The sequence below is a fragment of the Streptomyces sp. NPDC041129 genome (assembly GCF_055592265.1).
On the sequence record NZ_JBVIYV010000001.1, the window covers coordinates 1589889 to 1615307 of the forward strand.

Annotated in this window: 19 protein-coding genes; 8 read left to right on the forward strand and 11 right to left on the reverse strand. The window is 71.8% G+C overall.

Annotated elements, in window-relative coordinates; genetic code table 11:
• Window positions 1-161: 161 nt before the first annotated feature.
• The 4 genes from ACZ6B1_RS06940 to ACZ6B1_RS06955 form a co-directional block, all read right to left on the reverse strand.
• On the reverse strand, window positions 162-1583 hold the full coding sequence (locus ACZ6B1_RS06940) for a S28 family serine protease (protein ID WP_468775657.1): 1422 nt from the start codon (window positions 1581-1583) through the stop codon (window positions 162-164).
• Window positions 1584-1735: 152 nt separating this feature from the next.
• A complete protein-coding gene (locus tag ACZ6B1_RS06945) occupies window positions 1736-2128 on the reverse strand; it encodes a hypothetical protein (RefSeq protein ID WP_468775659.1) in 393 nt (130 codons plus the stop codon).
• A 126-nt stretch (window positions 2129-2254) separates the two neighbouring features.
• Complete coding sequence (locus ACZ6B1_RS06950) at window positions 2255-5974, reverse strand: ABC transporter ATP-binding protein (protein WP_468775661.1); 3720 nt, start codon at window positions 5972-5974, stop codon at window positions 2255-2257.
• 123 nt (window positions 5975-6097) lie between these two features.
• The gene (locus ACZ6B1_RS06955) at window positions 6098-7021 is read right to left on the reverse strand and encodes a serine hydrolase (RefSeq protein WP_468775663.1); all 924 of its coding nucleotides are present in this window, start codon (window positions 7019-7021) and stop codon (window positions 6098-6100) included.
• 72 nt (window positions 7022-7093) lie between these two features.
• On the opposite strand from ACZ6B1_RS06955, the gene ACZ6B1_RS06960 reads away from it, so the two are divergent.
• Window positions 7094-7465, forward strand: coding sequence for a hypothetical protein (locus tag ACZ6B1_RS06960; RefSeq protein ID WP_468775665.1), 372 nt, complete (start codon window positions 7094-7096; stop codon window positions 7463-7465).
• Window positions 7466-7496: 31 nt separating this feature from the next.
• Here the strand turns inward: ACZ6B1_RS06960 and ACZ6B1_RS06965 are convergent, their stop codons facing one another.
• Genes ACZ6B1_RS06965 through ACZ6B1_RS06975 form a run of 3 tightly spaced genes read right to left on the reverse strand, consistent with a single transcriptional unit; the run spans window position 7497 to window position 11688 of the window.
• Entirely contained in the window at window positions 7497-9194 is a 1698-nt protein-coding gene (locus ACZ6B1_RS06965; protein ID WP_468775667.1) for a thiamine pyrophosphate-binding protein, read from the reverse strand.
• Between the two features lie 5 nt (window positions 9195-9199).
• The gene (gene speB, locus ACZ6B1_RS06970) at window positions 9200-10171 is read right to left on the reverse strand and encodes an agmatinase (RefSeq protein WP_199210641.1); all 972 of its coding nucleotides are present in this window, start codon (window positions 10169-10171) and stop codon (window positions 9200-9202) included.
• A 56-nt stretch (window positions 10172-10227) separates the two neighbouring features.
• The gene (locus ACZ6B1_RS06975; protein WP_468775669.1) at window positions 10228-11688 is read right to left on the reverse strand and encodes a sodium:solute symporter family protein; all 1461 of its coding nucleotides are present in this window, start codon (window positions 11686-11688) and stop codon (window positions 10228-10230) included.
• 192 nt (window positions 11689-11880) lie between these two features.
• On the opposite strand from ACZ6B1_RS06975, the gene ACZ6B1_RS06980 reads away from it, so the two are divergent.
• Together ACZ6B1_RS06980 and ACZ6B1_RS06985 are read left to right on the forward strand one after the other, a co-directional pair.
• A complete protein-coding gene (locus ACZ6B1_RS06980) occupies window positions 11881-13668 on the forward strand; it encodes a PucR family transcriptional regulator (protein ID WP_468775671.1) in 1788 nt (595 codons plus the stop codon).
• A 103-nt stretch (window positions 13669-13771) separates the two neighbouring features.
• The gene (locus ACZ6B1_RS06985) at window positions 13772-14560 is read left to right on the forward strand and encodes a phosphatase (RefSeq protein WP_468775672.1); all 789 of its coding nucleotides are present in this window, start codon (window positions 13772-13774) and stop codon (window positions 14558-14560) included.
• Between the two features lie 70 nt (window positions 14561-14630).
• Here ACZ6B1_RS06985 and ACZ6B1_RS06990 read toward each other — a convergent pair whose 3' ends face one another.
• Window positions 14631-14978 carry a hypothetical protein gene (locus ACZ6B1_RS06990; RefSeq protein ID WP_468775674.1) on the reverse strand — a complete coding sequence of 116 codons (348 nt, stop codon included), beginning with the start codon at window positions 14976-14978 and terminating at the stop codon, window positions 14631-14633.
• 480 nt (window positions 14979-15458) lie between these two features.
• On the opposite strand from ACZ6B1_RS06990, the gene ACZ6B1_RS06995 reads away from it, so the two are divergent.
• From ACZ6B1_RS06995 to ACZ6B1_RS07005, 3 genes are all read left to right on the forward strand, one after another.
• A complete protein-coding gene (locus ACZ6B1_RS06995) occupies window positions 15459-15872 on the forward strand; it encodes a hypothetical protein (RefSeq protein WP_468775676.1) in 414 nt (137 codons plus the stop codon).
• Between the two features lie 137 nt (window positions 15873-16009).
• Window positions 16010-16618 (forward strand): ABC transporter ATP-binding protein, encoded by a 609-nt coding sequence (locus tag ACZ6B1_RS07000; protein ID WP_468775678.1) that lies wholly within the window; start codon window positions 16010-16012, stop codon window positions 16616-16618.
• Entirely contained in the window at window positions 16615-18894 is a 2280-nt protein-coding gene (locus tag ACZ6B1_RS07005; protein ID WP_468775680.1) for an FtsX-like permease family protein, read from the forward strand. Before ACZ6B1_RS07000 ends, ACZ6B1_RS07005 begins: the two co-directional genes overlap by 4 nt.
• 69 nt (window positions 18895-18963) lie before the next feature.
• Here ACZ6B1_RS07005 and tesB read toward each other — a convergent pair whose 3' ends face one another.
• The 3 genes from tesB to ACZ6B1_RS07020 all read right to left on the reverse strand — a co-directional run bounded on the left by tesB (window position 18964) and on the right by ACZ6B1_RS07020 (window position 21761).
• Window positions 18964-19830 (reverse strand): acyl-CoA thioesterase II, encoded by an 867-nt coding sequence (gene tesB / locus ACZ6B1_RS07010; protein WP_468775682.1) that lies wholly within the window; start codon window positions 19828-19830, stop codon window positions 18964-18966.
• Window positions 19831-19864: 34 nt separating this feature from the next.
• A complete protein-coding gene (locus ACZ6B1_RS07015) occupies window positions 19865-21022 on the reverse strand; it encodes an acyl-CoA dehydrogenase family protein (protein WP_468775683.1) in 1158 nt (385 codons plus the stop codon).
• A gap of 133 nt (window positions 21023-21155) precedes the next feature.
• Entirely contained in the window at window positions 21156-21761 is a 606-nt protein-coding gene (locus ACZ6B1_RS07020) for an SACE_7040 family transcriptional regulator (protein ID WP_468775685.1), read from the reverse strand.
• Between the two features lie 95 nt (window positions 21762-21856).
• Here ACZ6B1_RS07020 and ACZ6B1_RS07025 point away from each other — a divergent pair, with 95 nt between their 5' ends.
• Window positions 21857-23473 carry a carboxyl transferase domain-containing protein gene (locus ACZ6B1_RS07025; protein WP_468775687.1) on the forward strand — a complete coding sequence of 539 codons (1617 nt, stop codon included), beginning with the start codon at window positions 21857-21859 and terminating at the stop codon, window positions 23471-23473.
• 11 nt (window positions 23474-23484) lie between these two features.
• Complete coding sequence (locus ACZ6B1_RS07030) at window positions 23485-25410, forward strand: acetyl/propionyl/methylcrotonyl-CoA carboxylase subunit alpha (protein ID WP_468775689.1); 1926 nt, start codon at window positions 23485-23487, stop codon at window positions 25408-25410.
• The last annotated feature ends 9 nt before the right edge of the window (window positions 25411-25419 follow it).

Genomic DNA, 25419 nt, shown 5'->3' on the forward strand with positions numbered 1-25419 from the left:
ACGAGTTGCTCGACCGCTTCCCCTTCTAGGTCGTGCCCAGCCCGAGCGGTGGGACACACCCCCTTTTCTGGCGGGTGTGACACGCCGGGCCACCCCACCCCCCCCTCCCCGCCCCCCCGCCGGTGCCGGCCCCTCCGGGTGGAGGGACCGGCACCGGTGGGTCAGGGACGCAGCGCGGGCTCGCGCTCCACGTCCCGTACGTCCAGCTTCGCGTCGTGGCGGGCCAGCGGCCTGGCCGCGGACGGGTCCGCCTGGACGGCGGCGGGCGCGACGCCCGCCCACTCCAGGATGCGGGCCGTGGCCAGCGCCTTCTGGTCGGGCACCAGGCCCGCCACATTGGCCCCGTGGTTCATGCCGGGGGCGGTGTAGACGTACGAGTCACGGGCGCCCGCGCCGAGGCGGAACCGCTCCGAACCCCACGGGTCGTTCTCGCCGTAGACGAAGAGCATGTGCCGGGCGTGCTGCCTGACCCAGCTGTCCACGTCCCGCATCGCGTCCGGCTGGAAACGCATCGGGATGGAGCGGGGCACGAAGTTGCGCGGCGGCTGGTAGCCGTAGCGGATCAGCTTCTTCTCGATGTACGGGAAGTGGATGGTGGGCGCGCCGAGCTGGGTGCCCGCCTGGTAGTAGTACGGGGTGTACGTCTCCAGGCCCTGGTCGGTGTAGGCGGAGAAGCCGGAGATGGTGTCGACCGAGTCCCAGATCGCGTCGTCGGCCGCGGTCGCCGCGTCGGCGGGGATCGTGTCGCAGTCCTTCAGCAGGCTGTACTGCCAGAAGCCCCAGACGTAGTCGAGGACGACCGCCTCGTAGGCCTTGTCCAGGCCGCCGATGGTGTCGAAGGTGTAGCCGTTGTCCGCGGCGTACTGCGCGTACTTCTTCTCCAGCGGCTCGCGGCGCACCAGCGCCTCCCGCTGGACGGCGTTCAGCCGGTCCCGGCACTCCTTGGTGCCGACGCCCGCGAAGAACCGGTCGTAGGCCGAGTCCTCCTTGTTGACGACGTCGTTGGGGGCGACGTACGCGATCACGCCGTCCATGTCGCGCGGGTAGAAGCGCTCGAAGTAGGTGGCCGTCATGCCGCCCTTGGAGCCGCCGGTGGCCAGCCAGTTGGCGGAGTAGACCGGCTTCAGGGCCTGGTAGACCCGGTGCTGGTCACTGGCCGCCTGCCAGATGTCCAGCTTGGACCAGTCGGCCGGCGCGGGCCGGGACGGCGTGAAGAAGCGGTACTCCAGGGAGACCTGGTTGCCGTCCACGATCTGGGTGGGTTCCCGGCGGGACGGGGTCGTGGAGACGTTGTAGCCGCCGGTGTAGAAGACCGTCGGGCGGCTGGTGTCCTTGTGCAGCACGGTGATCCGCTGCTGGAAGGTGCCCTTGGACGGGTGCCGGTGGTCGACCGGCTGCGTGTAGTTCAGTACGAAGTACCGGTAGCCGGGGTACGGCTTCTCCTGGACCAGGCTCATGCCGGGTATCGCCAGGAGCCGGTCCTTGATGTCGGGCTCGGACTGGGCGGCGGTGGCCGCGCCCGCTGTGCTCAGCGTGCCTATGAAGACCGTGAGCGCCAGCAGCCATCTGAGCGCCTTGCGCATGCGCACTCTCCCCTGTGAGACAGATGTGCGCCGGAAGTTAGCGGAGCAACTGCCGTGACACCAGAGGGGGTTGTGCGCTTTGGGCCGTTCTGCGGCTACATGGCCGTACGGTTCGGCGGCTCAGGGGTTCAAGGGTTCGCGAATTCAGCGGTTCAGCACAGGAACCAGCCGGAGCTGACCGAGGCTCGGCCCACCGAGCCCCGCACCCACACGCAGCGCTGTCCGGCGTGCACGGTCACCGGGCCGGCGTGGTGCTTGAACCGGCCGGCGTCCACGACGGGCCGGTTGCCGCGGGCCTGGACGCTGACCGACATCAGGCGTCTGGCGCCGGGGTGCCGGGTGACGGTGACGGCGCAGACGTAGCCGTTGCGCTTGTAGACGTGCACGACGCCGGCGCTGAAGGGAAGGGTGCGGACCTCGCGTCCCGCGCACGAGCCGGCCGGGGCCGCCTGGGCGGCACCGGGCACCGCCAGGGCGAGCGCGCCGGAGGCGGCCAGGGCCGCCGCGCCGAGCGCCAGACGCCGGCGTATCGCACCACAGTCCATCGTCGTCCTCCCCGTACCGCGGTCATACGTCCCCGGCATACGTCACCGACGACCGTACTGATGTACGGACGCACGACATGTGTCGGATGGTTGCACGGCCGTCGGCGAGAAGGCCCTCCGGGGTGCTCAGCGGATGGCGCCGACCGGCTCCTCCGGTTCCGACCGGCCGACGAAGGTCCGCCACAGCTCCGCGTACCGGCCGTCACGGGCCAGGAGTTCGTCGTGGGTGCCGTCCTCGACCACCCGGCCGTGGTCCATGACCACCACCCGGTCGGCGCGCGCGGCCGTGGTCAGCCGGTGCGCGACAACCAGCGTGGTGCGGCGGCCCGCCAGCCGGTCGGTGGCCTGGTTGACCTGGGCCTCGGTGGCCAGGTCCAGGGCGGCCGTGGCCTCGTCGAGGAGCAGGACGTCCGGGTCGACCAGTTCGGCGCGGGCGAGCGCGATGAGCTGGCGCTGGCCGGCCGAGAGGTTGCGGCCGCGCTCGGCGACCTCGTGCAGGTAGCCGCCGTCGAGCGTGGCGATCATCTCGTGCGCGCCGACCGCCCGCGCCGCGGCCTCGACCTCGGCGTCGGTGGCCTCGGGGCGGCCGTAGGCGATGGCGTCCCGGACGGTGCCCGGGAAGAGGTACGCCTCCTGTGGGACCACCCCGAGGCGGTGCCGGTAGGAGGTCAGGTCCAGGGCGCGCAGATCCGTGCCGTCGGCAGTGACCCGGCCGGAGGTGGGGTCGTAGAACCGGGCCACCAGCTTCACCAGGGTCGACTTCCCGGCCCCGGTCTCGCCGACGAAGGCGACCGTCTGCCCGGCCGGGATCGTCAGGTCGATGCCGGCCAGCGCCTCCTCCTCGGCGCCGTAGGCGAAGCGCACGCCCTCGAAGGCGATGTCGCCGCGCAGGGAGCCGACCTCGCGGGGCTCGTCGGCGGAGCCGGTGGAGGTCGGCTCGCGCAGCAGCTCCTGGATGCGGCCGAGGGAGACGGTGGCCTGCTGGTAGCCGTCGAAGACCTGGGAGAGCTGCTGGACCGGGGCGAAGAACAGGTCGATGTAGAGCAGGTACGCCACCAGCGCGCCCGTGGTCAGCGTGGCCGCCTCCACCCGGCCGGCGCCGGTGATCAGCACGGCGGCCGCGGCGACCGAGGACAGCAGCTGGACGAAGGGGAAGTAGACGGAGATCAGCCACTGGCCGCGGATGCGGGCGGCGCGGTAGCTGGCGCTGCGCTCGGCGAACCGCCGGGCGCCGTCCCGCTCGCGCCGGAAGGCCTGCACGATCCTGAGTCCGGCCACCGACTCCTGCAGGTCCGCGTTGACCACCGACACCCGCTCACGGGCGAGCTCGTACGCCTTCACACTGGCCCGGCGGAAGAAGAAGGTGGCGACGATCAGCGGGGGCAGGGTGGCGAAGACGACCAGGGCGAGCTGTACGTCGAGCACCAGCAGGGCGGCCATGATGCCGAAGAAGGTGACGACCGAGACGAACGCGGTGACCAGGCCGGTCTGCAGGAAGGTGGACAGGGCGTCGACGTCCGTCGTCATCCGGGTCATGATCCGGCCGGTCAGCTCGCGCTCGTAGTAGTCGAGGCCGAGCCGCTGGAGCTGGGCGAAGATCTTCAGCCGCAGCGCGTACAGCACGCGCTCGCCGGTGCGGCCGGTCATCCGGGTCTCGCCGATCTGGGCGGTCCACTGCACCAGCACGGTGAGCAGGCCCAGCAGCGACGCCGCCCACACCGCGCCGAGCGCCGCCCTGCTGACGCCCTGGTCGATGCCGTGCCGGATCAGCACCGGCAGCAGCAGGCCCGCGCCCGCGTCCACGGCGACCAGCAGCAGGCTGACCAGCAGCGGCAGACCGAAGCCGTGCAGCAGGCGGCGCAGGCCGTACGACTGCTCGGCGCGCACCGCACGGGCCTCATCGACGTCGGGGGTGTCGGTGGCCGGGGGCAGCGCCTCGACCTGGGCGAGGAGTTCGGGGGTGGCGGGGGTGCCGGCCATGGCCGCGTCCCTGGGCCGGCGCTCGCCCGTCCACAGCCGGGGGGTGACGCCGGCCTCGGCGTCGAACTCGGCGTCCAGCTCCTCGCGCAGGCTGGTGTCCTCCTGCGGTTCGGCGGGGCCGGTGTGGCCCGGGGAGACGCCGCCCAGCTCGTCGGGGTCGGTCAGCAGCCGGCGGTACAGGGCGCAGCGCTCCTGCAGTTCCTCGTGCGTGCCGATGTCGGCGAGCCGGCCGCCGTCCAGGACGGCGATGCGGTCGGCGAGGTTCAAGGTGGAGCGGCGGTGGGCGATGAGCAGGGTCGTACGGCCCTCCATCACATGCTTCAGCGCCTCGTGGATCTCGTGCTCCACGCGGGCGTCCACGGCGGAGGTGGCGTCGTCCAGGACCAGCAGGCGGGGGTCGGTGAGCAGGGCGCGGGCGAGCGCGACGCGCTGGCGCTGGCCGCCGGAGAGGGTCAGGCCGTGCTCGCCGACCTTGGTGTCGTAGCCCTGGGGCAGCTCGCGGATGAACCGGTCCGCCTGGGCGGCGTGGGCGGCGGCCTCGATCTCCTCCTGGGTGGCGGCCGGGCGGCCGTAGGCGATGTTCGCGCCGACGGTGTCTGAGAAGAGGAACGAGTCCTCGGGGACCAGGCCGATCGCGGCCCTCAGCGAGTCCAGGGTCAGCTCGCGCACATCGTGCCCGCCGATCAGGACGGCGCCCCGGGTGACGTCGTAGAAGCGCGGCAGGAGCAGGGAGACGGTGGACTTGCCGGAGCCGGAGGAGCCGACGACGGCCAGGGTCTCACCGGACCGGATCTCGAGGCTGAGCCCGTCGAGAACGGGACGCTCGTGGTCGTAGCCGAACGACACCCCGTCGAACTCGACGGTCGCCGGCGCGTCGGCCGGGAGGGTCTTCGTGCCGTCCTTCATGGTCGGCTCGGTGTCGATCAGCTCCAGCACGCGCTCGGTGCCGGCCCGGGCCTGCTGCCCGACGGTGAGCACCACGGCGAGCATGCGGACCGGGCCGACGAGCTGGGCGAGGTAGGTGGAGAAGGCGACGAAGGTGCCGAGGGTGATGTGGCCGCGCACGGCCAGCCAGCCGCCGAGCGCGAGCATGACGACCTGGCCGAGGGCGGGCACGGCCTGCAGGGCCGGGGTGAACCTGCTGTTCAGCCGGATGGTGCGCAGCCGCCCCGCGAAGAGCCGGCGGCCGACCTCGCGCAGCTTTCCGGTCTCCTGCTCCTCCTGCCCGAACCCCTTCACCACGCGGACACCGCTCACCGCGCCGTCCACCACGCCGGCCACGGCCGCGGCCTGGGCCTGCGCGTACCAGGTGGCGGGGTGGAGCTTGCTGCGGCTGCGCTTGGCGATGGCGTAGAGGGCCGGGGCCACGGCCAGGGCGACCAGGGTCAGCGGCAGCGACAGCCACGCCATGATCACCAGGGAGATCAGGAAGAGCAGGACGTTCCCGATGGTCATCGGGAGCATGAAGAGCAGGCCCTGGATGAGCTGGAGGTCGCTGGTGGCCCGGCCGACCACCTGCCCGGTGGACAGCTCGTCCTGGCGGCGGCCGTCGAGGCGGGTGATCGTGCCGTACATCTCGGTCCGCAGATCGTGCTGGACGTCGAGGGCGAGCCGTCCGCCGTAGTAGCGGCGGACGTAGGTGAAGACGTAGACCAGCACGGCCGCGCCGAGCAGGGCCCCGGCCCACACGGCCATGGAGCGGGTGTGGGCGCCGATCACATCGTCGATGATCACCTTGGTGAACAGCGGCACGACGGCCATGACGGCCATGCCGCCGAGGGAGGAGCCGAGGGCGAGGACCACGTCCTTCGGATACCGCCAGGCGTAGCCCGCCAGCCGCCGTGCCCATCCCCGTTGCGCTGCCACGCCGGTGCCTTCCTGTCGTCCTGCTCTACCGGAAGGCACCAACGCCGGGGCGTGCGGATTTCATCCCCCTGCAACAAAACGGAGCCCGGCACCAGGGCCGTACCCGTGAGTGACGGACCCGCTTCAGCCCTGCGGCGGCACCGCCACGTGCGCCTCGCTCGGCGTGCTGGTCGGGGTGTAGCGGGCCACGGCGGCCGTCGTGGGCACCAGGTCCTTGTGGATGGCCTTGGCGACGTTCTGGATGGTGGTGACGCCGTAGCTCATGGTGCTGTTGTCCTGCGTCAGCACGGACATCATGTAGTCGTGGCCGCCGCCGTTGAAGGTGCCGAGGCTGTGCACCCGCCAGCCGTGCGTGGCGCGCTGCAGCCAGCCGTTCTTCACGTGCACGGTGACCGTGGACGGCGCCCCGGCCGGCGTGCCCCAGCGCTGCGAGGAGACGACCTGGTTCATGAGCTTGAGGATGTAGGCGCGGGAGTTGTCGCTCAGCACGCTGTTCTTGGCGGTGACGAGCTTGAGCAGCTTCTGCTCGTCGGTGACGTTCTCCTGGGTCAGTCCCCAGTAGCCGTTCGCGCCGGGGACCGTCTTCGTCATCCCGGCGGCCGACAGGAAGCCCTTGATCTTCGTCGTGCCGAGCTGCTTCCAGAGCGTGCTGGTCGCGTCGTTGTCCGACTTGGTGATCATGGCCTTGGCGAGCGAGGCCTCACGGTCGGTCAGGTACCGGTTGTGCTTCTTGGCGTCCCAGAGCAGCGTGGCGAGCACGGTGACCTTGACGGTGCTGGCCGAGTCGTAGGCGGTGGTGGCGCGCAGGGTGCAGGTGGTCTTGGTGGACCGGTCGTAGAGGCCGATCGCGACGGTGCCCCTGCGGTTCGCGAGCGCCGCGGTGATGTCCTTCTTCAGCTTGTCGGCCAGGCCCGCCGTGGCGGACGTGCAGCTGACGGTGGGCGCGGTCGCCGCCGCGGCCGGGGTGGCGGCGACCGCCGGTATGAGCACGACGGCGCCGAGGGCGGCCGCCAGCGCTCCGGTGCGTACGGATGTGCGGAAAGTCATGCATGCGTTGACTCACCGGGACGGGTGACGGTTGTACGTGTGGCCTTCGGAACGGGTGGCAATGATTCACCCATGCCACAGACAGAAGGTCAGCTGAAGCAGTCCGGGCGCCTGTTCGCGGCACTGGCAGTGCTGCGCTTCCTCGCCCGCGTGGACCGCCGACTGCTCACCCCGGACGCGGCGCCCAACGCGAAGGACAGCCCGGAGATACGCATGAGGCACGTCAAGGGCGACCTGTACGACGTACTCACGGCGGCTCGCCGGCAGGGCGGCGGAGAACACTGGAAGGCCGCATCGGAGATATTCCGGTCGATACCGGGCTTCCTGACGGCCGGGGCGGTCCCGCCGGGCAACATCAACGACGACGAGCTCGCGGAGCACCAGGCGGGTTACGAAGCCCAGCTGGCCGAGTACCGGGAAAAGTTCCCCGGCCTGCTGGACTGACGGACTCTCCGCGCCCCCGGGTCAGCGGCTCTCAGTCGTCGCCGTCGCCCAGATGCGTAGGCGCGAACATCCGCAGGACCGCGGGGAGTACGACCACCGACGGGCCGGGTGCCGCCAGCGCCTTCGCCAGGTCCGTCTCCAAGGCCTCCGGGGTCGTCAGGACGCCCGGTACGCCGAAGGACTCCGCCAGGGCCACGTAGTCCGGGCGGGTCAGTTCGGTGGCCGTGGCCTGGCCGAAGGCGTCGGTCATGTACTCGCGGAGGATGCCGTAGCCGCCGTCGTCGACGATCAGCCAGGTGACCGGCAGGTCGTACTGGCGGGCCGTGGCCAGTTCGGCGATCGAGTAGAGGGCGCCGCCGTCGCCGGACACCGCCAGGACGGGGCGGGTGGGGTCGGCCGCCGCCGCGCCGAGTGCCGCCGGGAAGCCGTAGCCGAGGCCGCCGGCGCCCTGCGCGGAGTGCATGGAGTTGGTGCCCCGGGGATCGAAGGCCGACCAGGCCCAGTAGGCCAGGATCGTCATGTCCCAGAAGGACGGGGAGTCGGCGGGGAGGGCGCGGCGGACCGACGCCAACACGTCCTGTTCCAGGGTGAGTTCCTGGCCCGCGATGCGGTCCCCGACCTTGGCGAGCAGCTCCCGCACCCGCTGCGGCGCCGACTCGTCCGTGCGGTCCTCCACCGTCTCCAGCAGGGCCTGGAGGGCGAGGCGGGCGTCCGCGTGGATGCCGAGGGCCGGGTGGTTGGACTCCAGTTTGCCGAGGTCGGCCTCGATCTGGATGACCCGGCCGCGCGGCTTGAACGTGTGGTAGTTCGAGGAGAGTTCGCCGAGGCCCGAGCCGACGACCAGGAGGACGTCGGCGTCCTCCAGGAAGTCGGTGGTGTGGCGGTCCTCCAGCCAGGACTGGAGGGAGAGGGGGTGGGCCCAGGGGAAGGCGCCCTTGCCGCCGAAGGTCGTCACCACCGGGGCGTCCAGCTTCTCCGCCAGCGCCTTCAGCTTCCCGGACGCGTCGGCCCGTACGACTCCGCCGCCCGCGATGATCGCCGGGCGGGCCGCGCGGGACAGCAGGTCGGCCGCCACCGCGGTCAGTTCGGGGCGCGGGGCCAGGTCGTCCGGGGTGGCGTCCATCGCCGTCACCACCGGAAGCGCGGTCGCGGAAAGCAGCACGTCCTGGGGGATCTCCACCCACACCGGGCCGTGCGGGGCGGAGAGGGCCGACTTCCAGGCCTCGGCGATCGCCGACGGGATCTGGGACTGGGTGCGGACGGTGTGGACCGACTTGACCACACCCCGGAACGAGGCCGCCTGGTCGGGGAGTTCGTGGAGATAGCCGTGCCGGCCACCGCCCAGGCCGGCGGTCGGGATCTGGCTGCTGATCGCCAGCACCGGGGCGGAGGCGGCGGCGGCCTCCTGGAGCGCGGCCAGCGAGGTCAGCGCGCCCGGGCCGGTCGAGAGCAGCAGCGGGGCCGCCTCGCCGGTGACCCTGCCGTACGCGTCGGCCGCGAAGCCCGCGTTGTTCTCCACCCGCAGGCCGATGTAGCGCAGCGACGAGCGGCGCAGGGCGTCGAACATGCCGAGGGCGTGCTGGCCGGGCAGACCGAAGACGGTCGTCGCGCCCAGCCCGGCCAGGGTCTCCACGACCAGGTCTCCGCCGGTGCGCCCGGGGGGAGGGTTCAGCGCGGTCGAGATCTGTGCCTCGGTCGGGCGGAGCACCAGGTCGTGGTCGTGAGTCACTTCGCTTACGCGTCCTTCCGGGCCGCCGCGATCTGGCGGCTCATGATGGTGGTCAGTTCGTAGGCCGTGTGGGAGGCCGCCACCGAGGTGATCTCCGCGTGGTCGTACGCGGGGGCGACCTCGACGACGTCCGCCGACACCAGGTTGCACGATGCCAGCCCGCGCAGGATCTCCAGGAGCTCGCGGGAGGTCATGCCGCCCGCCTCCGGGGTGCCGGTGCCCGGGGCGTGGGCCGGGTCGAGGCAGTCGATGTCGATGGAGATGTACAGCGGGCGGTCGCCGATGCGCTGGCGGAGCTGGTCGGCCACCTCGTCGGCGCCGCGGCGGTAGACGTCCGCCGAGGTGACGATGCCGAAGCCCATCTTCTCGTCGTCGGTGAGGTCCTGCTTGCCGTACAGCGGACCTCGGGTGCCGACGTGGGAGAGCGCCTCGGTGTCGAGGATGCCCTCCTCCACCGCGCGGCGGAACGGGGTGCCGTGGGTGTACTCGGCACCGAAGTAGGTGTCCCAGGTGTCCAGGTGGGCGTCGAAGTGGAGCAGGGCAACCGGGCCGTGCTTCTTCGCCACCGAGCGCAGCAGGGGCAGCGCGATGGTGTGGTCACCACCGAGGGTCATCAGGCGGGCGCCCGTGCCGAGGAGGTCGTCGGCCGCCGCCTCGATGGTGTCCACGGCCTCGTTGATGTTGAACGGGTTCACGGCGATGTCGCCGCCGTCCGCGACCTGCGCGAGGGCGAAGGGGGAGGCGTCCTGCGCCGGGTTGTAGGGGCGCAGCAGCCGGGACGCCTCGCGGATCGCGTTGCCGCCGAAGCGGGCGCCCGGCCGGTACGAGACGCCGGAGTCGAACGGCACGCCCACCACGGCGACGTCGGCGGTGCCGACCTCGTCGAGGCGGGGCAGCCGGGCGAAGGTCGCGGGGCCGGCGTACCGCGGGACGCGGGAGGAGTCGACGGGGCCGCGGGGCGTCTCGTTGCTGCTCATGGTCAAATGCCTTCTTTCTGGCGCTTCATCGCGCTTGTACTGCTTTCCTAATGACTCTACTGGTGAGCCACTACCGGTTCGGACGCGAGTTCGGGGGAGCGTCCCGCGAGGCGTTCCCGCCAGGCGGCGAGGACGGCCTCGTCGGTGGGCCTGGTCGCCAGGGAGACGGCGACGTAGGCGACGAGGGAGGCGAGCAGGCCGTAGTAGACGGGCTCGTTGGCGAGGATTCCGTAGCCCGCCATCAGGCCGATCACGGCGAGGCCGCCGACGGCCACGGAGGCCAGCGCGCCCTGCGCGGTGCCGCGCTTCCACAGCAGACCGCCGAGGATGGGCACGAGCAGGCCGCCGACGAGGAGGTTGTAGGCGACCGTCAGGGCCTCGACGACGTTGTTCAGCGCGATCGCGGTGCCGATCACTCCGACGCCCATGATCAGGATGAAGACCCGGTTGCCCCGGACCTCGTCGTGCTCCTCGCCGGAGGGCCTGACCACGCCCCGCAGCCGCGACCAGATGTCGTTGTTGGCGACGGTGGCGCAGGCGATCAGGGCACCGGAGGACGTCGACATCACGGCGGCGAGGGCGGCGGCCAGCACCAGGCCGCGCACGCCGACGGGCAGCTCGTCCTTGACGATGGTGGCGAACGCGTCGTCGGGGCTGCCCAGCTTGGGGTAGAGCACCTTGGCCGCCGTGCCGATCACGGCGCCGGCGAGGGCGTAGGCGAGGCAGTAGGTGCCGGCGACCGTGCCGCCCCACTTCGCCGTCTTGTCACTGCGGGCGGTGAACACGCGCTGCCAGATGTCCTGGCCGATCAGCATGCCGAAGGTGTAGATCAGCACGTAGGTGAAGATCGTCTCGCCGCCGATGCCCAGCGGGTCGAAGTACGAGGTCGGCAGCTTGGCCTTCATCTCGGAGAAGCCGCCCGCCTTGACCACCGCGATGGGCAGGAGCAGCAGGAGCACGCCGATCGTCTTGACCACGAACTGCACCATGTCGGTGAGGGTGATCGACCACATGCCGCCCAGCGTCGAGTACGCGACGACGATCGAGCCGCCAAGGATGATCGCGACGGTGCGGTTCATGTCGAAGAGGACGTCGAAGATGGTGGCGTACGCGATGGTGGACGTCACCGCGAGCATGAGCGTGTAGGCCCACATGACCAGGCCGGAGATCACGCCCGCGCGACCGCCGTATCGGAGGTCGAGCATCTCGGAGACCGTGTAGACCTTCAGGCGGGCGATGCGCGCCGAGAAGAAGACCGACAGGGCCAGCAGGCCGAGGCCGATGGTGAAGACCATCCACGCGCCGGAGAGGCCGTACTGGTAGCCGAGCCCGACGCCGCCGATGGTGGACGCGCCGCCGAGGACGATCGCGGCCATGGTGCCGGAGTACATGGCGGGCCCGAGACGACGGCCGGCCACCAGGAACTCGCTCTTGGACTTGGCGCGGCGCATGCCCCACCAGCCCATGGCCAGCATGCCGGCGAGATAGACGACGATCACTGTGTAGTCGACGGCCATGTGGGGCCCTCCTTCGCGCACATCCGGTGGCGTGTCGTGCGGGTTGCAATGGGGACGTGACGGCAGCGGATCGCGGGGACATCCGCCCGTACCCGCGGCTGCCGGACTGACTTGACACTAGGTGGCCGGAAAGCGACTGCGAAGTGTACGTTTCATCCATATGAACGGGGCTGGATGGAGGGAACGCACACCATGCCGGAACCGGTCGTCCCAGCCGTCCCACCGACCCCACCGGTCGCGCTCTCGGCCCTGCTGTCCCGGGAGGACCTCGCCCTGCGCCAGATCGCGGGCCCGTCCGACCCGTCCCTGGTGATCCACGCGGCGCACACCTCGGAGATGGCCGACCCGTACCCGTATCTGCTGGGCGGAGAGCTGCTGCTGACGGCCGGGGTGCACATCCCGGAGGCGGCGGAGGGGAGCACGTACTTCGACGACTACGTCTCCCGGATCGTGGCCGCGGGGGGCGCGGCCCTCGGCTTCGGGCTGGCCCCGGTGCACGACACCGTGCCGCCCGCCCTGATCGCGGCCTGCGACGCGCAGCACCTGCCGCTGCTCGAAGTCCCGCCCCGGACCACCTTCTCGGGCGTGGCCCGCGCGGTCTGGCAGCTCATGGCGCAGGCCCGCCTCGCCGAGCTGCGCCGCGTGACGGACGCCCAGCAGAGCCTCGCGGCGGCGGCGTCCCGACCGGACCCGGTGCCCTCGGTGCTGCGCCAGCTCGCCCAGCGCCTCGGCGGCCACGCCGTCCTCTACGGGCCGGACGGCACCGGCATCGCGGAGGCGGGCCGGGCGATGTCCGGCGCGGCGCGGGAGGCTCTGGCGAAGCTGGTGGACGTGGTCCGGCCGAGCGGCCCGCGGAGCCCGGAGCCGGACCGCGTCCCGGAGGGCGACGGCGGTACCGGGCGCTCCGGCACCGACGGCCCGGGGGCCGGCGGCACCGGATCCGTCCGGCCCGGCGCCGGCGGCCCGACGGCCGACGGGGCGGCCGGCGCCGTCCGCGGCGGGCAGGCCGGCGCGGCCCGACGGACGGGCGAGCGCACTGCCTCTCCCCCGCCCGCCGGAGCGACCACCTCGGGGACCGGACGCCCGCTCCCGGCATCCACCCCCGCCGACACCCGGCGGCCCGGCGCCACCGCACCCGCCACCCCGGCCCCAGCGCCGGCCGCCCGGCCGGTGCCCTCCTCCGCCACCGACACCCTCGGTGACACCCACCTCGCCGCCTACGCCCTCGGGGCCGGCGAGGGGTTCGTGCTCGGGGTGACCTCCGGGCAGCGCGGACCAGGGGACCACACCATCGCCTCCGTCGCCGCCGTACTGCTCTCCCTGCTGACCGGCGAGCACCAGAGCGGGTCCGGCGCGGCCCGGTCGGCCGCGCTCGTGCGGCTGCTGCTCGGCGCGTCCCCCGAAGAGGTGGCGCCGCTGCTCGGGGACGGGCACTGGATCGTCGTGCACGCCCGGCCGGAGGCCCAGTCGGCGGACGCGGTGGCCGCCTCCGCACTGGGCGCCGCCCTCGGATCGCCGCTGGTGGACGTGGCCCGTGACGTCGTACGGGTGCTGGTTCCCGCCGAGCGGGAACCCGTGCCGCAGCCGGGCTGGACCCTCGGGGTCAGCGCGGCGGCCGGCCCCGGTGAGTGGCCCGGCGCCGACACCCAGGCGGCCCGCGCGCTGGCCCGCGCCCGCGCCACCCGCGTGCCGCTGGTCCGGCACGGCGCCCGGCCGGGCCTGGCGGACCTGGTGCCCCGCGCGGACGCCCGGGCGCACGCCCGTGCGCTGCTCGCGCCGCTCGGCGCCCAGCCCGCGCTCGCCGAGACACTGCGCACCTGGCTGTCGCTGCACGGCAGTTGGGACCGTACGGCGGTGGCGCTGGACGTGCACCGCAACACCGTGCGGCAGCGGATCGCCCGCTGCGCCGCGCTGTTGGACGCCGACCTGGACGACGCGGACGTGCGCATGGAGCTGTGGTTCGCGCTGCGGCAGGGCTGAGCGGGGTGCGGGGGCCGGGTGTCGGGGTGGATCCCAGTGATCCAAGTCCCAGCGGGCGGTATGGCGAGGACGCGCCCGCCCCGCTGCCCTCACAATGGGAGGCATGCCGATACCCGGGACACCCAGCCGCGCCCAGCTCGTCGACCACCTGGTGAGGACCCGTATCGCGGGGGACGTCGCCACGCCCCGCGAGAACAACCTCTCCCACTACCGCAGGCTGGCCAACGGCGAGCGCAACTTCTGGCTGGGGCTCGAGCTGGGCGACCGCTGGGCGGACGAGCAGGACGTGCTCGCGGTGATGGCGGAGCGGGTGGGCGTCAATGACGACCCGGAACACCGGTTCGGGCAGGACACCATCGACCCCGAGCTGACCGTGGACGCGCTGGACCGGCTGGCCGCCCGGCTGCGCAAGGCGGCCGAGGGACGGCAGCGGGTGCTGTTCGCCACCGGTCATCCGGGCGGTCTGCTCGACGTGCACCGGGCCACGGCCGGGGCGCTGCGCGCGGCCGGCTGCGAGATCGTGGTCATCCCCGACGGGCTGCAGACGGACGAGGGTTACGTCATGCAGTTCGCCGACGTGGCCGTCCTGGAGCACGGCGCGTCGCTGTGGCACACGCACTCCGGGGAGCCGATGCGGGCCATTCTGAACGGACTTGAGCGCGAGGGGCGCCCGCTGCCGGACCTGGTGGTCGCCGACCACGGCTGGGCCGGGTACGCGGGACAGCACGGCGTCGACTCCGTCGGGTACGCCGACTGCAACGATCCCGCACTGTTTCTCGCCGAGTCCGAGGGCACCGTGCAGGTGGTGGTCCCGCTCGACGACCACGTCGTCAGCCCGCGCCACTACGACCCCATGACGGCGTATCTGCTGGCGGCGGCCGGTCTCGACTAGCCCTGCCGGGCAAGGCGGATGCGCGGCTCCGTGACGGGGCCGCACATCCTGGTTTCATCCGGTGGTGCGGTCAGCGACCCCCGTGGCCACCATGCCCGCCGCCATGGCCGCCGTGGCCGCCATGGTCGCCGTTGCCGTAGCCACCGTGATCGCCGTGACCATAGCCGCCGTGGTCACCGTGGTCACCGTAGCCGCCATAGCCACCGTAGTCGCCGTAGTCGTCGTCATCGTCGTCCCACCACGAGTTGTGGTGGTTGTAGTTGTCGTTGTCTCCCCAGTCCCAACTGTGGCTGTAGGAGCCGTGGTCGCTGTTGTCGGAGGCCGAGGCGGCGCCCGCCGTGCCGACCGCTGCCCCGCCGGCCAGCAGCAGGCCTGTGGCGGACATGGCGACAAGGCGCCTCGCGCGCTGTGCTCGCATGGGAAATACCTTCCATCCCTGAAGTGGATGGCCGCCGCCGCGGATCAAGAGGGAAAGAGCGGGGCGGTCGGAGAGGGGTCACCGCAGCATGTGATGTGGCACGACGTGCGTCACCTTGTCGACGCCTGCGGCCCACCCGTACGCGATCGCGCCCCTCGGGTGCCGCGGCTGAGGTCCGACTTATCCGAATCCTCGCCGGCCGGGCATGCCGTGCACTGCGGCTTTCACTCCAGAGCCTAGTCCCCCACACGTCACACGTCACTTTGAGCAGGCAACTATTTTCCGCAGCTTCGAAAAAACTCCGGAAGATCACATTCCGCTCAGCAGCAGGCAAGGTGACGGCAAAGTATGCCCGGAACTACCGCCCCAAACACCGCCATACCGCACCCAAATTCGAGCTGCCCTGACGGCGCCTGCGGCTACGTTCTACGAGTTCCTGGCCTGACCACCAGGAATCACACAACTGAAACGGGAGAACACATGCGGAAACTGGCAGCAGGCATCCTGACGGCAGCCCTGTTCGCCACGGGGGCAGGAACCGCGTTCGCCGCCTCCTGGCACACGATTCCGAAGCTGACGACCGGCGGCGCGGAGTTCAACCACGGCAAGTACACCTTCTGGCCCGCCGGCCAGCACCACGGCGCCTTCGAGTGGAAGGGCAACCTGAAGGACGCGAGCCCGAACGACGGGCACAACGTGTACATGCAGGCGAAGGTCGAGGGCTACGACTGGAGCCGGTACAACGGCAAGCAGAAGAAGAGCGTCCCCATGGACTACCTCAACTGGGACGGCGCCGAGCGCTACACCGTCAACGCCTACATACGCGTGTGCCGGGACAAGGGCTCCTTCCACCCGGACAACTGCTCCGTGACCAAGCACTACAAGCGGCCGTAGCCGGTACACCGGCGAGATCCCGGGCCCAGGTGCGAGCCTGGGCCCTCCCGCTTCTGGGGGAAGTCATCACTACGTCACACATTCTCTCCGCCTCGGGCGTCGAGCTCTCCTACGGCAGTCACCTCGCCGTCCGCGGCGTGAATCTCTCGATCGCGCGAGGCGAGGTCGTGGCCGTCACCGGGCAGAGCGGCTCGGGCAAGTCGTCGCTGCTGTACTGCCTGGCCGGGGTGCTGCCGCCCGCGCGCGGGCGCGTGCGCTTCGACGGGACGGTGCTCGCGGACCTCGACGACGAGGAGATGAGTTCGCTGCGCCGCGAGCGTTTCGGCTTCGTCTTCCAGTACGGCGAACTGCTGCCCGAGCTGACGGTCGAGGAGAACACGGCCCTGCCGTTGCGCCTGGCCGGGAAGCGCAAGAAGGCCGCTCTGGCGGAAGCCGGCCGGGTGCTGGAACGGCTCGGTCTGGGCGAGCTGCGCGAGCGGCGGCCCTCGCAGGTGTCGGGCGGGCAGAGTCAGCGCGTCGCGGTGGCCCGTGCCCTGGTGCACCGCCCGGCGGTGGTCTTCGCAGACGAACCCACCGGGTCACTGGACAGCGCCAACGCCGACGCCGTACTGCGGGAATTTCTTGACCTGGCGCGCTCCCAGGGGACCGCCGTGGTGCTGGTGACGCACGACCCGGGTGTCGCGGCGCAGGCCGACAGCCACTACACGATGGCCGACGGCGTACTCACCCCGCGGAGGCCGGTGTGAGGGAGTTCCTCCTGGGCCTGCGCCTGCTGTTCGGCGCCAAGCGAGGCAACCGTGTCCGCTTCTTCCTGATGGCGGTCGGCGGCTCACTGGGCGTGTGCTGCCTCGCCCTCGTCCTGACCATCCCGGCGATCCTGGACGCGCACGACGGACGCGCCGCTGCCCGGGAACCCCAGACGTCGGGGAAGCGGGCCGGCGCGACCCTCGTCCTGGAGCGGAAGGATCCTCACGGCTCCGAGCCCTTCACCAGGGTCTTCATCGCCGAGGGCGGCAAGGGCACGCACACGCCGCCGCCCGGCCTCGACGAACTGCCGGGCCCTGGCGAAGTCTTCACCTCTCCGCGCGTGCGCGATCTACTGCGCGCCGAGCCGGCGCTCAAAGGTCTCCTTCCGGGGCATGTGAAGGGCCTGATCGGCGCGTCCGGCCTCACCGACCCCGACGAGCTGTACGCCTACGTCGGAACGACCCCTGCCAAGATCGCGAATGACAGCGACACGGGCACACTGAAGTCCTTCGGCTATGACTACACGCCCATTCCGGTCGTCGACCCCTCCACCCTCACCAACCTCCGCTTCGCCCTGGGCACCCTCGTCCTGCTCCCGCTGGCCGTCTTCCTCTCCGTCTGCGCCCGGCTCTCCGCCGCCAGCCGCACCCGGCGCCTCGCCTCGCTGCGGCTGCTGGGCCTGAGCACCAAGGGCACGCAGCGCGTCAACGCCGCCGAGACCGTGGTCGCCGCGCTGTTCGGCGCGTTTCTCGGGCTCGGCGAGTACTGGATCCTCAACCAAGCCCTGTGCCATTCGGGGCTGCCCGCCCTGCGCTGGTACCCGGCGGACGGCGCCCTGTCCTGGAGCACCGTCGCCGTGTGCCTGATCGGCTGCCCGGCCCTGGCCTGGTTCGTCGGCCGGGCGAGCGCGCGCAGCGCCGCCGCCAACCCGCTGGCGGTGCGCCGCACGGCCGTGCCGAAGCCTCCCTCGAAGTGGGGCGGGTTGCTGCTGGTCACCGGCCTCGGCATCGTCACGGGGTTCTGCGCCACCGGGCTCACCGACCACCCGGCCACGAGCGACGGCATCTTCGCCGTCCTCCTGGTGGGCGGAGTGCTGCTGACCGGGACGGGGCTCGTGCTGACCCTGCCCTGGCTTTCGTACCTGCTCGCCCGCAGGGTGGCCGGCACGACGCGGTCCCTCGCGCTGAACCTGGCCATGCGCCGCAACGAGGTGGAGCCCGGCAGCACCATGCGGGTCGTCACCGGGCTGGTGCTACTCGTTTTCGCGGCGTCGCTCGCGCAGGGCGTGCTGATCGAGTTCCAGGAGGTCAGCAAGCCGAGCAGCCCCACGCAGGACTACTCCATACCGCTGTCGGACCTCACCGCACAGCAGCAGCGCGCAATCACCGGGGTGCCGGGCGTACGGGCGCACGGCTTGACGATGGATTCGTGGAGCGATCCCGACTCCGACTCCATCGACGGGATCTCCGTCGTCGTCGCCACCTGCTCCCAGTTCTCCCGCCTCGTGGTGCACGCCGAGGGCTGCGCCGACGGCAAGGTCATGCGACTGGTCAACGAGGGCTCGATCCCCAATCCGTGGGTGCACCGGGGCGCTTCCTTCCCCTTCCATCTGCGGGAGGGCGGGCGGAAGGTGACGCTCTCCGTGACCGTCCCCTCCGCCGCGATCAGTTACACGGCCTACGACCCGTCCGCGGCGGGCGGCGAGGACCTTCTCGTCCCGCCCTCCGCCCTGCCGGCCGGGGCCCGTCCGGACTCGGCGCGACTCGTACTCACCAGCGGCTCCGATCCGCAGGTGGTGCGCGGCGTCCTGGACGGCATCGCGGCCGCCGCGCCCACCGTCTCCGTCGAACCGGTCGGCGTCAACGTCGACAGTCTGCAGCAGATCGCGGTCATCGAGACGCTGCTGGTGCTCGGCATGATCATGGGGCTGGTGATCGGTGTCGCCGCGTTCCTGGTCGCCGTCACCGACCGGGCCGTCGAACGCCGGGCGCAGGTCACCGCCATCACGCTGATCGGGGCCAGGAGCCGCACCCTGCGCGCGGTGCAGAGCGTCCAGGTCGTGCTGCCGCTCGCCATCGGCCTCGCGCTGGCGCTGGTCACCGGCAAGCTCGCCGAGTCCAGCTATCTGATCACCGGGGGCGGCGAGGTCTTCTGGGACTTCGCCGGGATACCCGTGCTGGTGTGCGCCGCCCTGGGTGTGGTCGTCGTCGCGACGCTGGGCACGCTGCCGCTGGTGGGGCGGCGCATCGATCCGGAACTCATCCGGAGGGACTGACCCACGCGGCGAGGCCCGCCCGCGCCCTCTCGATGCGAGGGCGTGGGCGGGCCTGCCGGCGGGACGGGTTCAGCGGGGGACGCGGACCACGCCCTCCTGGATGACCGAGATGGCCAGCCGTCCGTCCTGGGTGTAGATACGGGCCTGGCCGAGGCCCCGGCCGCCGTGCGCGGACGGCGACTCCTGGTCGTACAGCAGCCACTCGTCGGCGCGGAAGGGCCGGTGGAACCACATCGCGTGGTCCAGCGACGCCCCGACGACGTCCCCGACGGCCCAGCCGCCGCGACCGTGCGCCAGCAGCACGGAGTCGAGGAGGGTCATGTCGGAGACGTAGGTGGCGAGCACGACGTGCAGCAGCGGGTCGTCGTCCAGCTTGCCGTTGGTGCGGAACCACACCTGGGAGTGCGGCTCGCGCGGCTCGCCGAACCTGCCGTACGGCGGCTCGTCCACATAGCGCAGGTCGATGGCCTCGCGTGCCTCGAGGAAGCGCTCCACCACCTCGGGCGCGAGATGGGCGTAACCGCGCATCCGCTCCTGGGAGGTGGGCAGCGCGGCCGGGTCGGGCGCGGCCGGCATGGCGGCCTGGTGGTCGAGCCCCTCCTCGTACGTCTGGAAGGACGCCGAGAGATGGAAGATCGGCTTGCCGTGCTGCACGGCGACCACGCGGCGGGTGGTGAAGGACCGGCCGTCGCGGATGCGGTCGACGCTGTAGACGATCGGCGCGCCTGGGTCGCCCGGCCGCAGGAAGTACGCGTGCAGGGAGTGGGCCGCCCGGTCCCCGGGGACCGTACGTCCGGCGGCGACCAGTGCCTGCGCCGCGACCTGCCCGCCGAAGACGCGGGGTACGACGGCGGATCGGGACCGGCCGCGGAAGATGTCCTCCTCGATCTGCTCGAGGTCGAGCAGATCGAGGAGGTCCTGAAGTGCCTGGCTCATGAGGTGGTTGTACCCGCCAGTGATTGCGGGGACCTTACAGACCCATGTCCTTGGCGATGATCGTCTTCATGATCTCGCTGGTACCGCCGTAGATGCGGTTGACGCGGTTGTCCGCGTACAGGCGGGCGATCGGGTACTCGTTCATGTAGCCGTAGCCGCCGTGCAGCTGGAGGCAGCGGTCGATGACGCGGTGCGCGACCTCGGTGCAGAAGAGCTTGGCGGAGGCGGCCTCGGCGGGGGTCAGCTCACCGGCGTCAAGGGCCTCGGTCGCGCGGTCGGCGACGGCCTCGGCGGCGTCCACCTCGGCCTGGCAGGCGGCCAGCTCGAACTTGGTGTTCTGGAAGTGGGCGACCGGCTTGCCGAAGACGGTGCGCTCCTGCACGTACTGCTTGGCGAACCGGACCGCGGCCTTGGCCTGGGCGTAGGCGCCGAAGGCGATGCCCCAGCGCTCGGAGGCCAGGTTGTGGCCGAGGTAGTAGAAGCCCTTGTTCTCCTCGCCGAGCAGGTCCTCGACCGGCACCTTGACGTCGACGAAGGCCAGCTCGGCGGTGTCGGAGGTGCGCAGGCCCAGCTTGTCCAGCTTGCGGCCGACCGAGTAGCCCTCGGACTTGGTGTCCACGGCGAACAGGGAGATGCCGTGGCGGCGGTCCTCGGCGGTCGGCGCGGCCGTACGGGCGCAGACGATGACCTTGTCGGCGTGCACACCGCCGGTGATGAAGGTCTTGGCGCCGTTGAGGACGTAGTGCGTGCCGTCCTCGGAGAGCTTGGCGGTGGACTTCATGCCCGCGAGGTCGGAGCCGGTGCCCGGCTCGGTCATCGCGATGGCCCACATCTCCTCGCCGGAGACGAACTTCGGCAGGTAGCGCTTCTTCTGCTCGTCCGTGGCCAGCATCTTGATGTACGGCAGGGCGAGCAGCACGTGCACGCCGGAGCCGCCGAACTGCACGCCGGCGCGGGCGGTCTCCTCGTAGAGGACGGCCTCGAACTTGTGGCTGTCCAGACCGGCGCCGCCGAACTCCTCGGGCACGTTGATCCCGAAGATGCCCAGCTCACCGAGCTTGTGGTAGAAGTCGCGCGGCGCCTGGCCGGCGGCGAACCACTCGTCGTAGACGGGGACGACCTCGGCCTCGATGAAGGCGCGAAGGGTCTCCCGGAACGCCTCGTGATCCTCGTTGAACACCGTACGGCGCACGCCGCCACCTCCACGTACCTCGGCATGACATTCGGGCATGTCTAAGCGCTTGCTCAGACTCCAAGATACTGGCGGGTACGTTCAGCCGTCCAGGGTGACCTTGGCCACCCGGCGGCCGGGAGCGCCTCGCGGCTCAGTCCTCGCCCGTCCCGGCCGCCCCGAACGCCCCCCGGGCCATCCGGTGCAGCAGGGCCGCCGTGGCGGCGCGGCCCGGCAGGGTGCCGGCGCGGCCGAGGTGCGGGGTGGAGTTGAGCAGGCCGAAGACCGAGTGGACCGCCGAGCGGGCGCTGGGCTCGGTCAGCCCGGGGTAGACCGCCCGCACCACGTCCACCCACAGCTCCACGTACTGCCGCTGGAGCTGCCGCACCAGCTTGCGGTCGCTGTCGCGCAGCCGGTCCAGCTCGCGGTCGTGCAGGGTGATCAGGGGGCGGTCGTCGAGGGCGAAGTCGATGTGGCCCTCGATGAGCGAGTCCAGGACCTCCGGGGCCCCGGTCCCGCCGTCGGCCTCGGCCAGGCGGCGCTTGGCCCCGGTCAGCAGCCGGCCGCTGATGCCGACCAGCAGCTCCGCGAGCATCGCGTCCTTGCCGGGGAAGTGGCGGTACAGGCCGGGGCCGCTGATGCCGACCGCGGCGCCTATCTCGTCCACCCCGACGCCGTGGAAGCCGCGCTCGGCGAAGAGCCGGGCAGCCTCCTTGAGGATCTGCTCGCGGCGGGTGGGGGCGTCGGTTCTGGTGACCATGCCAGTAATTCTAGACAGCGAGGTTAGCGGTCGTTAACCTGGAGGAAATGGTTAACGCTCATTAACAGTCACCACTGGGTGAGGGGACCGCAAGGATGCAAGAGGCACCGGAGCTTCACAGCGCGGCCGATCCCGCGTCGGAGGCCTGGCGGGCCAATGAACAGGCTCATCTCGCGCTCGTCGGGGAACTGCGCGGCAGGCTGGCCGCCGCCGCTCTCGGCGGGGGCGAGAAGGCGCGGGCCCGGCACACCGCGCGCGGCAAGCTGCTGCCGCGGGACCGGGTGGACACGCTGCTCGACCCGGGATCGCCCTTCCTGGAGCTGGCTCCCCTCGCGGCCGACGGGATGTACGACGGGCAGGCACCGGCCGCCGGCGTGATCGCCGGTATCGGCCGGGTCAGCGGGCGCGAGTGCGTGATCGTCGCGAACGACGCTACCGTCAAGGGCGGCACGTACTACCCGATGACGGTGAAGAAGCACCTGCGCGCGCAGGAGGTGGCCCTCGACAACCGGCTGCCCTGCGTCTACCTCGTCGACTCCGGCGGGGCGTTCCTGCCGATGCAGGACGAGGTGTTCCCGGACCGCGAGCACTTCGGGCGGATCTTCTACAACCAGGCACGGATGTCCGGCGCCGGCATCCCGCAGATCGCGGCCGTCCTCGGTTCGTGCACGGCCGGCGGGGCCTACGTACCGGCCATGAGCGACGAGGCCGTCATCGTCCGCAACCAGGGGACGATCTTCCTGGGCGGCCCGCCGCTGGTGAAGGCGGCCACCGGCGAGGTCGTGACCGCCGAGGAGCTGGGCGGCGGCGAGGTGCACTCCCGGACCTCCGGCGTCACCGACCACCTCGCCGAGGACGACGCGCACGCCCTGCGGATCGTGCGGAACATCGTCGCCACGCTGCCCGCGCGGCAGTCCCTCCCCTGGGAGGTCACCCCGGCCGTGGAGCCCAAGGTGGACCCGTCCGGGCTGTACGGCGCGGTCCCCGTGGACTCCCGCACCCCTTACGACGTGCGCGAGATCATCGCGCGCGTGGTCGACGGCTCGCGGTTCGCCGAGTTCAAGGCCGAGTTCGGCCAGACCCTCATCACCGGCTTCGCCCGGATCCACGGCCACCCGGTCGGGATCGTCGCCAACAACGGCATCCTCTTCTCGGAGTCCGCCCAGAAGGGCGCCCACTTCATCGAGCTCTGCGACCAGCGGGGCATCCCGCTGGTGTTCCTGCAGAACATCTCCGGCTTCATGGTCGGCCGGGACTACGAGGCGGGTGGCATCGCCAAGCACGGCGCCAAGATGGTGACGGCGGTGGCCTGCACGCGCGTGCCGAAGCTGACCGTCGTCGTCGGCGGTTCGTACGGCGCCGGCAACTACTCGATGTGCGGCCGGGCGTACTCCCCCCGCTTCCTGTGGATGTGGCCCAACGCCAAGATCTCCGTGATGGGCGGCGAGCAGGCCGCCTCCGTGCTCGCCACGGTCAAGCGGGACCAGATGCAGGCGCGCGGCGAGGACTGGCCCGCCGACGACGAAGAGGCCTTCAAGGCCCCGATCCGCGCCCAGTACGAGAGCCAGGGCAACGCCTACTACGCCACCGCCCGCCTGTGGGACGACGGCGTGATCGACCCGATGGAGACCCGTCAGGTGCTGGGACTCGCCCTGACGGCCTGCGCCAACGCGCCGCTGGGAGACCCCCAGTTCGGCGTCTTCCGGATGTGAGGAGGGGAACCGTGTTCGACACAGTGCTGGTGGCCAACCGGGGCGAGATCGCCGTACGCGTCATCCGTACGCTGCGCTCGCTGGGCGTCCGCTCGGTGGCGGTCTTCTCCGACGCCGACGCCGACGCGCGGCACGTCCGGGAGGCCGACACGGCGGTACGGATCGGCCCGGCGCCCGCGGCCGAGAGCTATCTGTCGGTGGAGCGGCTGCTCGAGGCCGCCGCCCGCACCGGCGCCCAGGCGGTCCACCCCGGCTACGGCTTCCTCGCCGAGAACGCCGGCTTCGCGCGTGCCTGCGAGGAGGCGGGGCTGGTCTTCATCGGCCCTTCCGCGGACGCGATCGCGCTCATGGGCGACAAGATCCGCGCCAAGGAGACGGTGAAGGCGGCCGGGGTCCCGGTGGTGCCGGGCTCCAGCGGCAGCGGCCTCACGGACGCCGAACTGGCCGACGCCGCCCGCGAGATCGGGACGCCCGTACTGCTCAAGCCCTCGGCGGGCGGCGGCGGCAAGGGCATGCGGCTGGTGCGGGACGTGGCGGTGCTGGAGGAGGAGATCGCGGCCGCCCGCCGCGAGGCCCGCGCCTCCTTCGGCGACGACACCCTGCTGGTGGAGCGGTGGATCGACCGTCCCCGGCACATCGAGATCCAGGTGCTGGCCGACGGGCACGGCGACGTCGTCCATCTCGGCGAGCGCGAGTGCTCGCTGCAGCGGCGGCACCAGAAGATCATCGAGGAGGCGCCGAGCGTGCTCCTCGACGAGGCCACCCGGGCCGCGATGGGCGAGGCAGCCGTGCAGGCGGCCCGCAGTTGCGGGTACCGGGGCGCGGGCACGGTGGAGTTCATCGTGCCGGGCGGCGACCCCTCGTCGTACTACTTCATGGAGATGAACACCCGTCTGCAGGTGGAGCACCCGGTCACGGAGCTGATCACCGGCCTGGACCTGGTGGAGTGGCAGCTGCGGGTGGCGGCCGGGGAACGGCTGGGCTTCGCGCAGGAGGACGTCCGGCTGACCGGGCACGCGGTGGAGGCCCGCATCTGCGCGGAGGACCCGGCGCGCGGCTTCCTGCCCTCCGGCGGCACGGTGCGGCTGCTGAACGAGCCCCAGGGTGACGGCGTACGCACCGACTCGGGGCTCAGCGAGGGCACCGAGGTGGGCAGCCTCTATGACCCGATGCTGTCCAAGGTGATCGCCTACGGCCCCGACCGGGAGACGGCGCTGCGCAAGCTCCGCTCCGCGCTCGCCGAGACCGTCACGCTGGGCGTGCAGACCAACGCGGGCTTCCTGCGGCGGCTGCTGGCGCACCCGGCGGTGGTGGCCGGCGAGCTGGACACCGGGCTGGTGGAGCGGGTGGTCGACGAGCTGGTCACCACGGACGTGCCGGAGGAGGTGTACGAGGCGGCGGCGGCCGTACGGCTGGAGGCGCTGCGGCCGGCCGGCGACGGCTGGGTCGACCCCTTCTCGGTGCCGAGCGGCTGGCGGTTGGGCGGCACGCCCAGGCCGCCCGTCGTCCATCTCCGGGCGCAGGAAGCGGTCGCGTACACCCCGCGCGGCACGCACACCGTCACCGGCGACCGGGTGTCCGTCACCCTCGACGGCGTCCGGCACACCTTCCGCCGGGCCGGTGACTGGATCGGCCGCGACGGCGACGCCTGGCAGGTGCGCGACCACGATCCGGTGGAAGCCGCCCTGACCCGGTCGGCGCACGCGGGCGCCGACTCGCTCACCGCGCCCATGCCGGGCACGGTGACGGTGGTGAAGGTCGCCGTCGGCGACGAGGTCGCGGCCGGGCAGAGCCTGCTGGTGGTCGAGGCGATGAAGATGGAGCACGTCGTCTCCGCCCCGCACGCGGGCACGGTCGCCGAGCTGGACGTGACCCCGGGCTCGACGGTCGCCATGGACCAGGTCCTGGCCGTCATCACGCCCAAGGAGGAGGCGTAAGTGAGCGCC

Bases quoted from the DNA above. Each gene is read 5' to 3' on its own strand.
- ACZ6B1_RS06940 (WP_468775657.1), bottom strand. From the start codon at position 1,583: ATGCGCAAGGCGCTCAGATGGCTGCTGGCGCTCACGGTCTTCATAGGC.
- ACZ6B1_RS06945 (WP_468775659.1), bottom strand. From the start codon at position 2,128: ATGGACTGTGGTGCGATACGCCGGCGTCTGGCGCTCGGCGCGGCGGCC.
- ACZ6B1_RS06955 (WP_468775663.1), bottom strand. From the start codon at position 7,021: ATGACTTTCCGCACATCCGTACGCACCGGAGCGCTGGCGGCCGCCCTC.
- ACZ6B1_RS06960 (WP_468775665.1), top strand. From the start codon at position 7,094: ATGCCACAGACAGAAGGTCAGCTGAAGCAGTCCGGGCGCCTGTTCGCG.
- speB (WP_199210641.1), bottom strand. From the start codon at position 10,171: ATGAGCAGCAACGAGACGCCCCGCGGCCCCGTCGACTCCTCCCGCGTC.
- ACZ6B1_RS06975 (WP_468775669.1), bottom strand. From the start codon at position 11,688: ATGGCCGTCGACTACACAGTGATCGTCGTCTATCTCGCCGGCATGCTG.
- ACZ6B1_RS06980 (WP_468775671.1), top strand. From the start codon at position 11,881: ATGCCGGAACCGGTCGTCCCAGCCGTCCCACCGACCCCACCGGTCGCG.
- ACZ6B1_RS06985 (WP_468775672.1), top strand. From the start codon at position 13,772: ATGCCGATACCCGGGACACCCAGCCGCGCCCAGCTCGTCGACCACCTG.
- ACZ6B1_RS06990 (WP_468775674.1), bottom strand. From the start codon at position 14,978: ATGCGAGCACAGCGCGCGAGGCGCCTTGTCGCCATGTCCGCCACAGGC.
- ACZ6B1_RS06995 (WP_468775676.1), top strand. From the start codon at position 15,459: ATGCGGAAACTGGCAGCAGGCATCCTGACGGCAGCCCTGTTCGCCACG.
- tesB (WP_468775682.1), bottom strand. From the start codon at position 19,830: ATGAGCCAGGCACTTCAGGACCTCCTCGATCTGCTCGACCTCGAGCAG.
- ACZ6B1_RS07020 (WP_468775685.1), bottom strand. From the start codon at position 21,761: ATGGTCACCAGAACCGACGCCCCCACCCGCCGCGAGCAGATCCTCAAG.
- ACZ6B1_RS07025 (WP_468775687.1), top strand. From the start codon at position 21,857: ATGCAAGAGGCACCGGAGCTTCACAGCGCGGCCGATCCCGCGTCGGAG.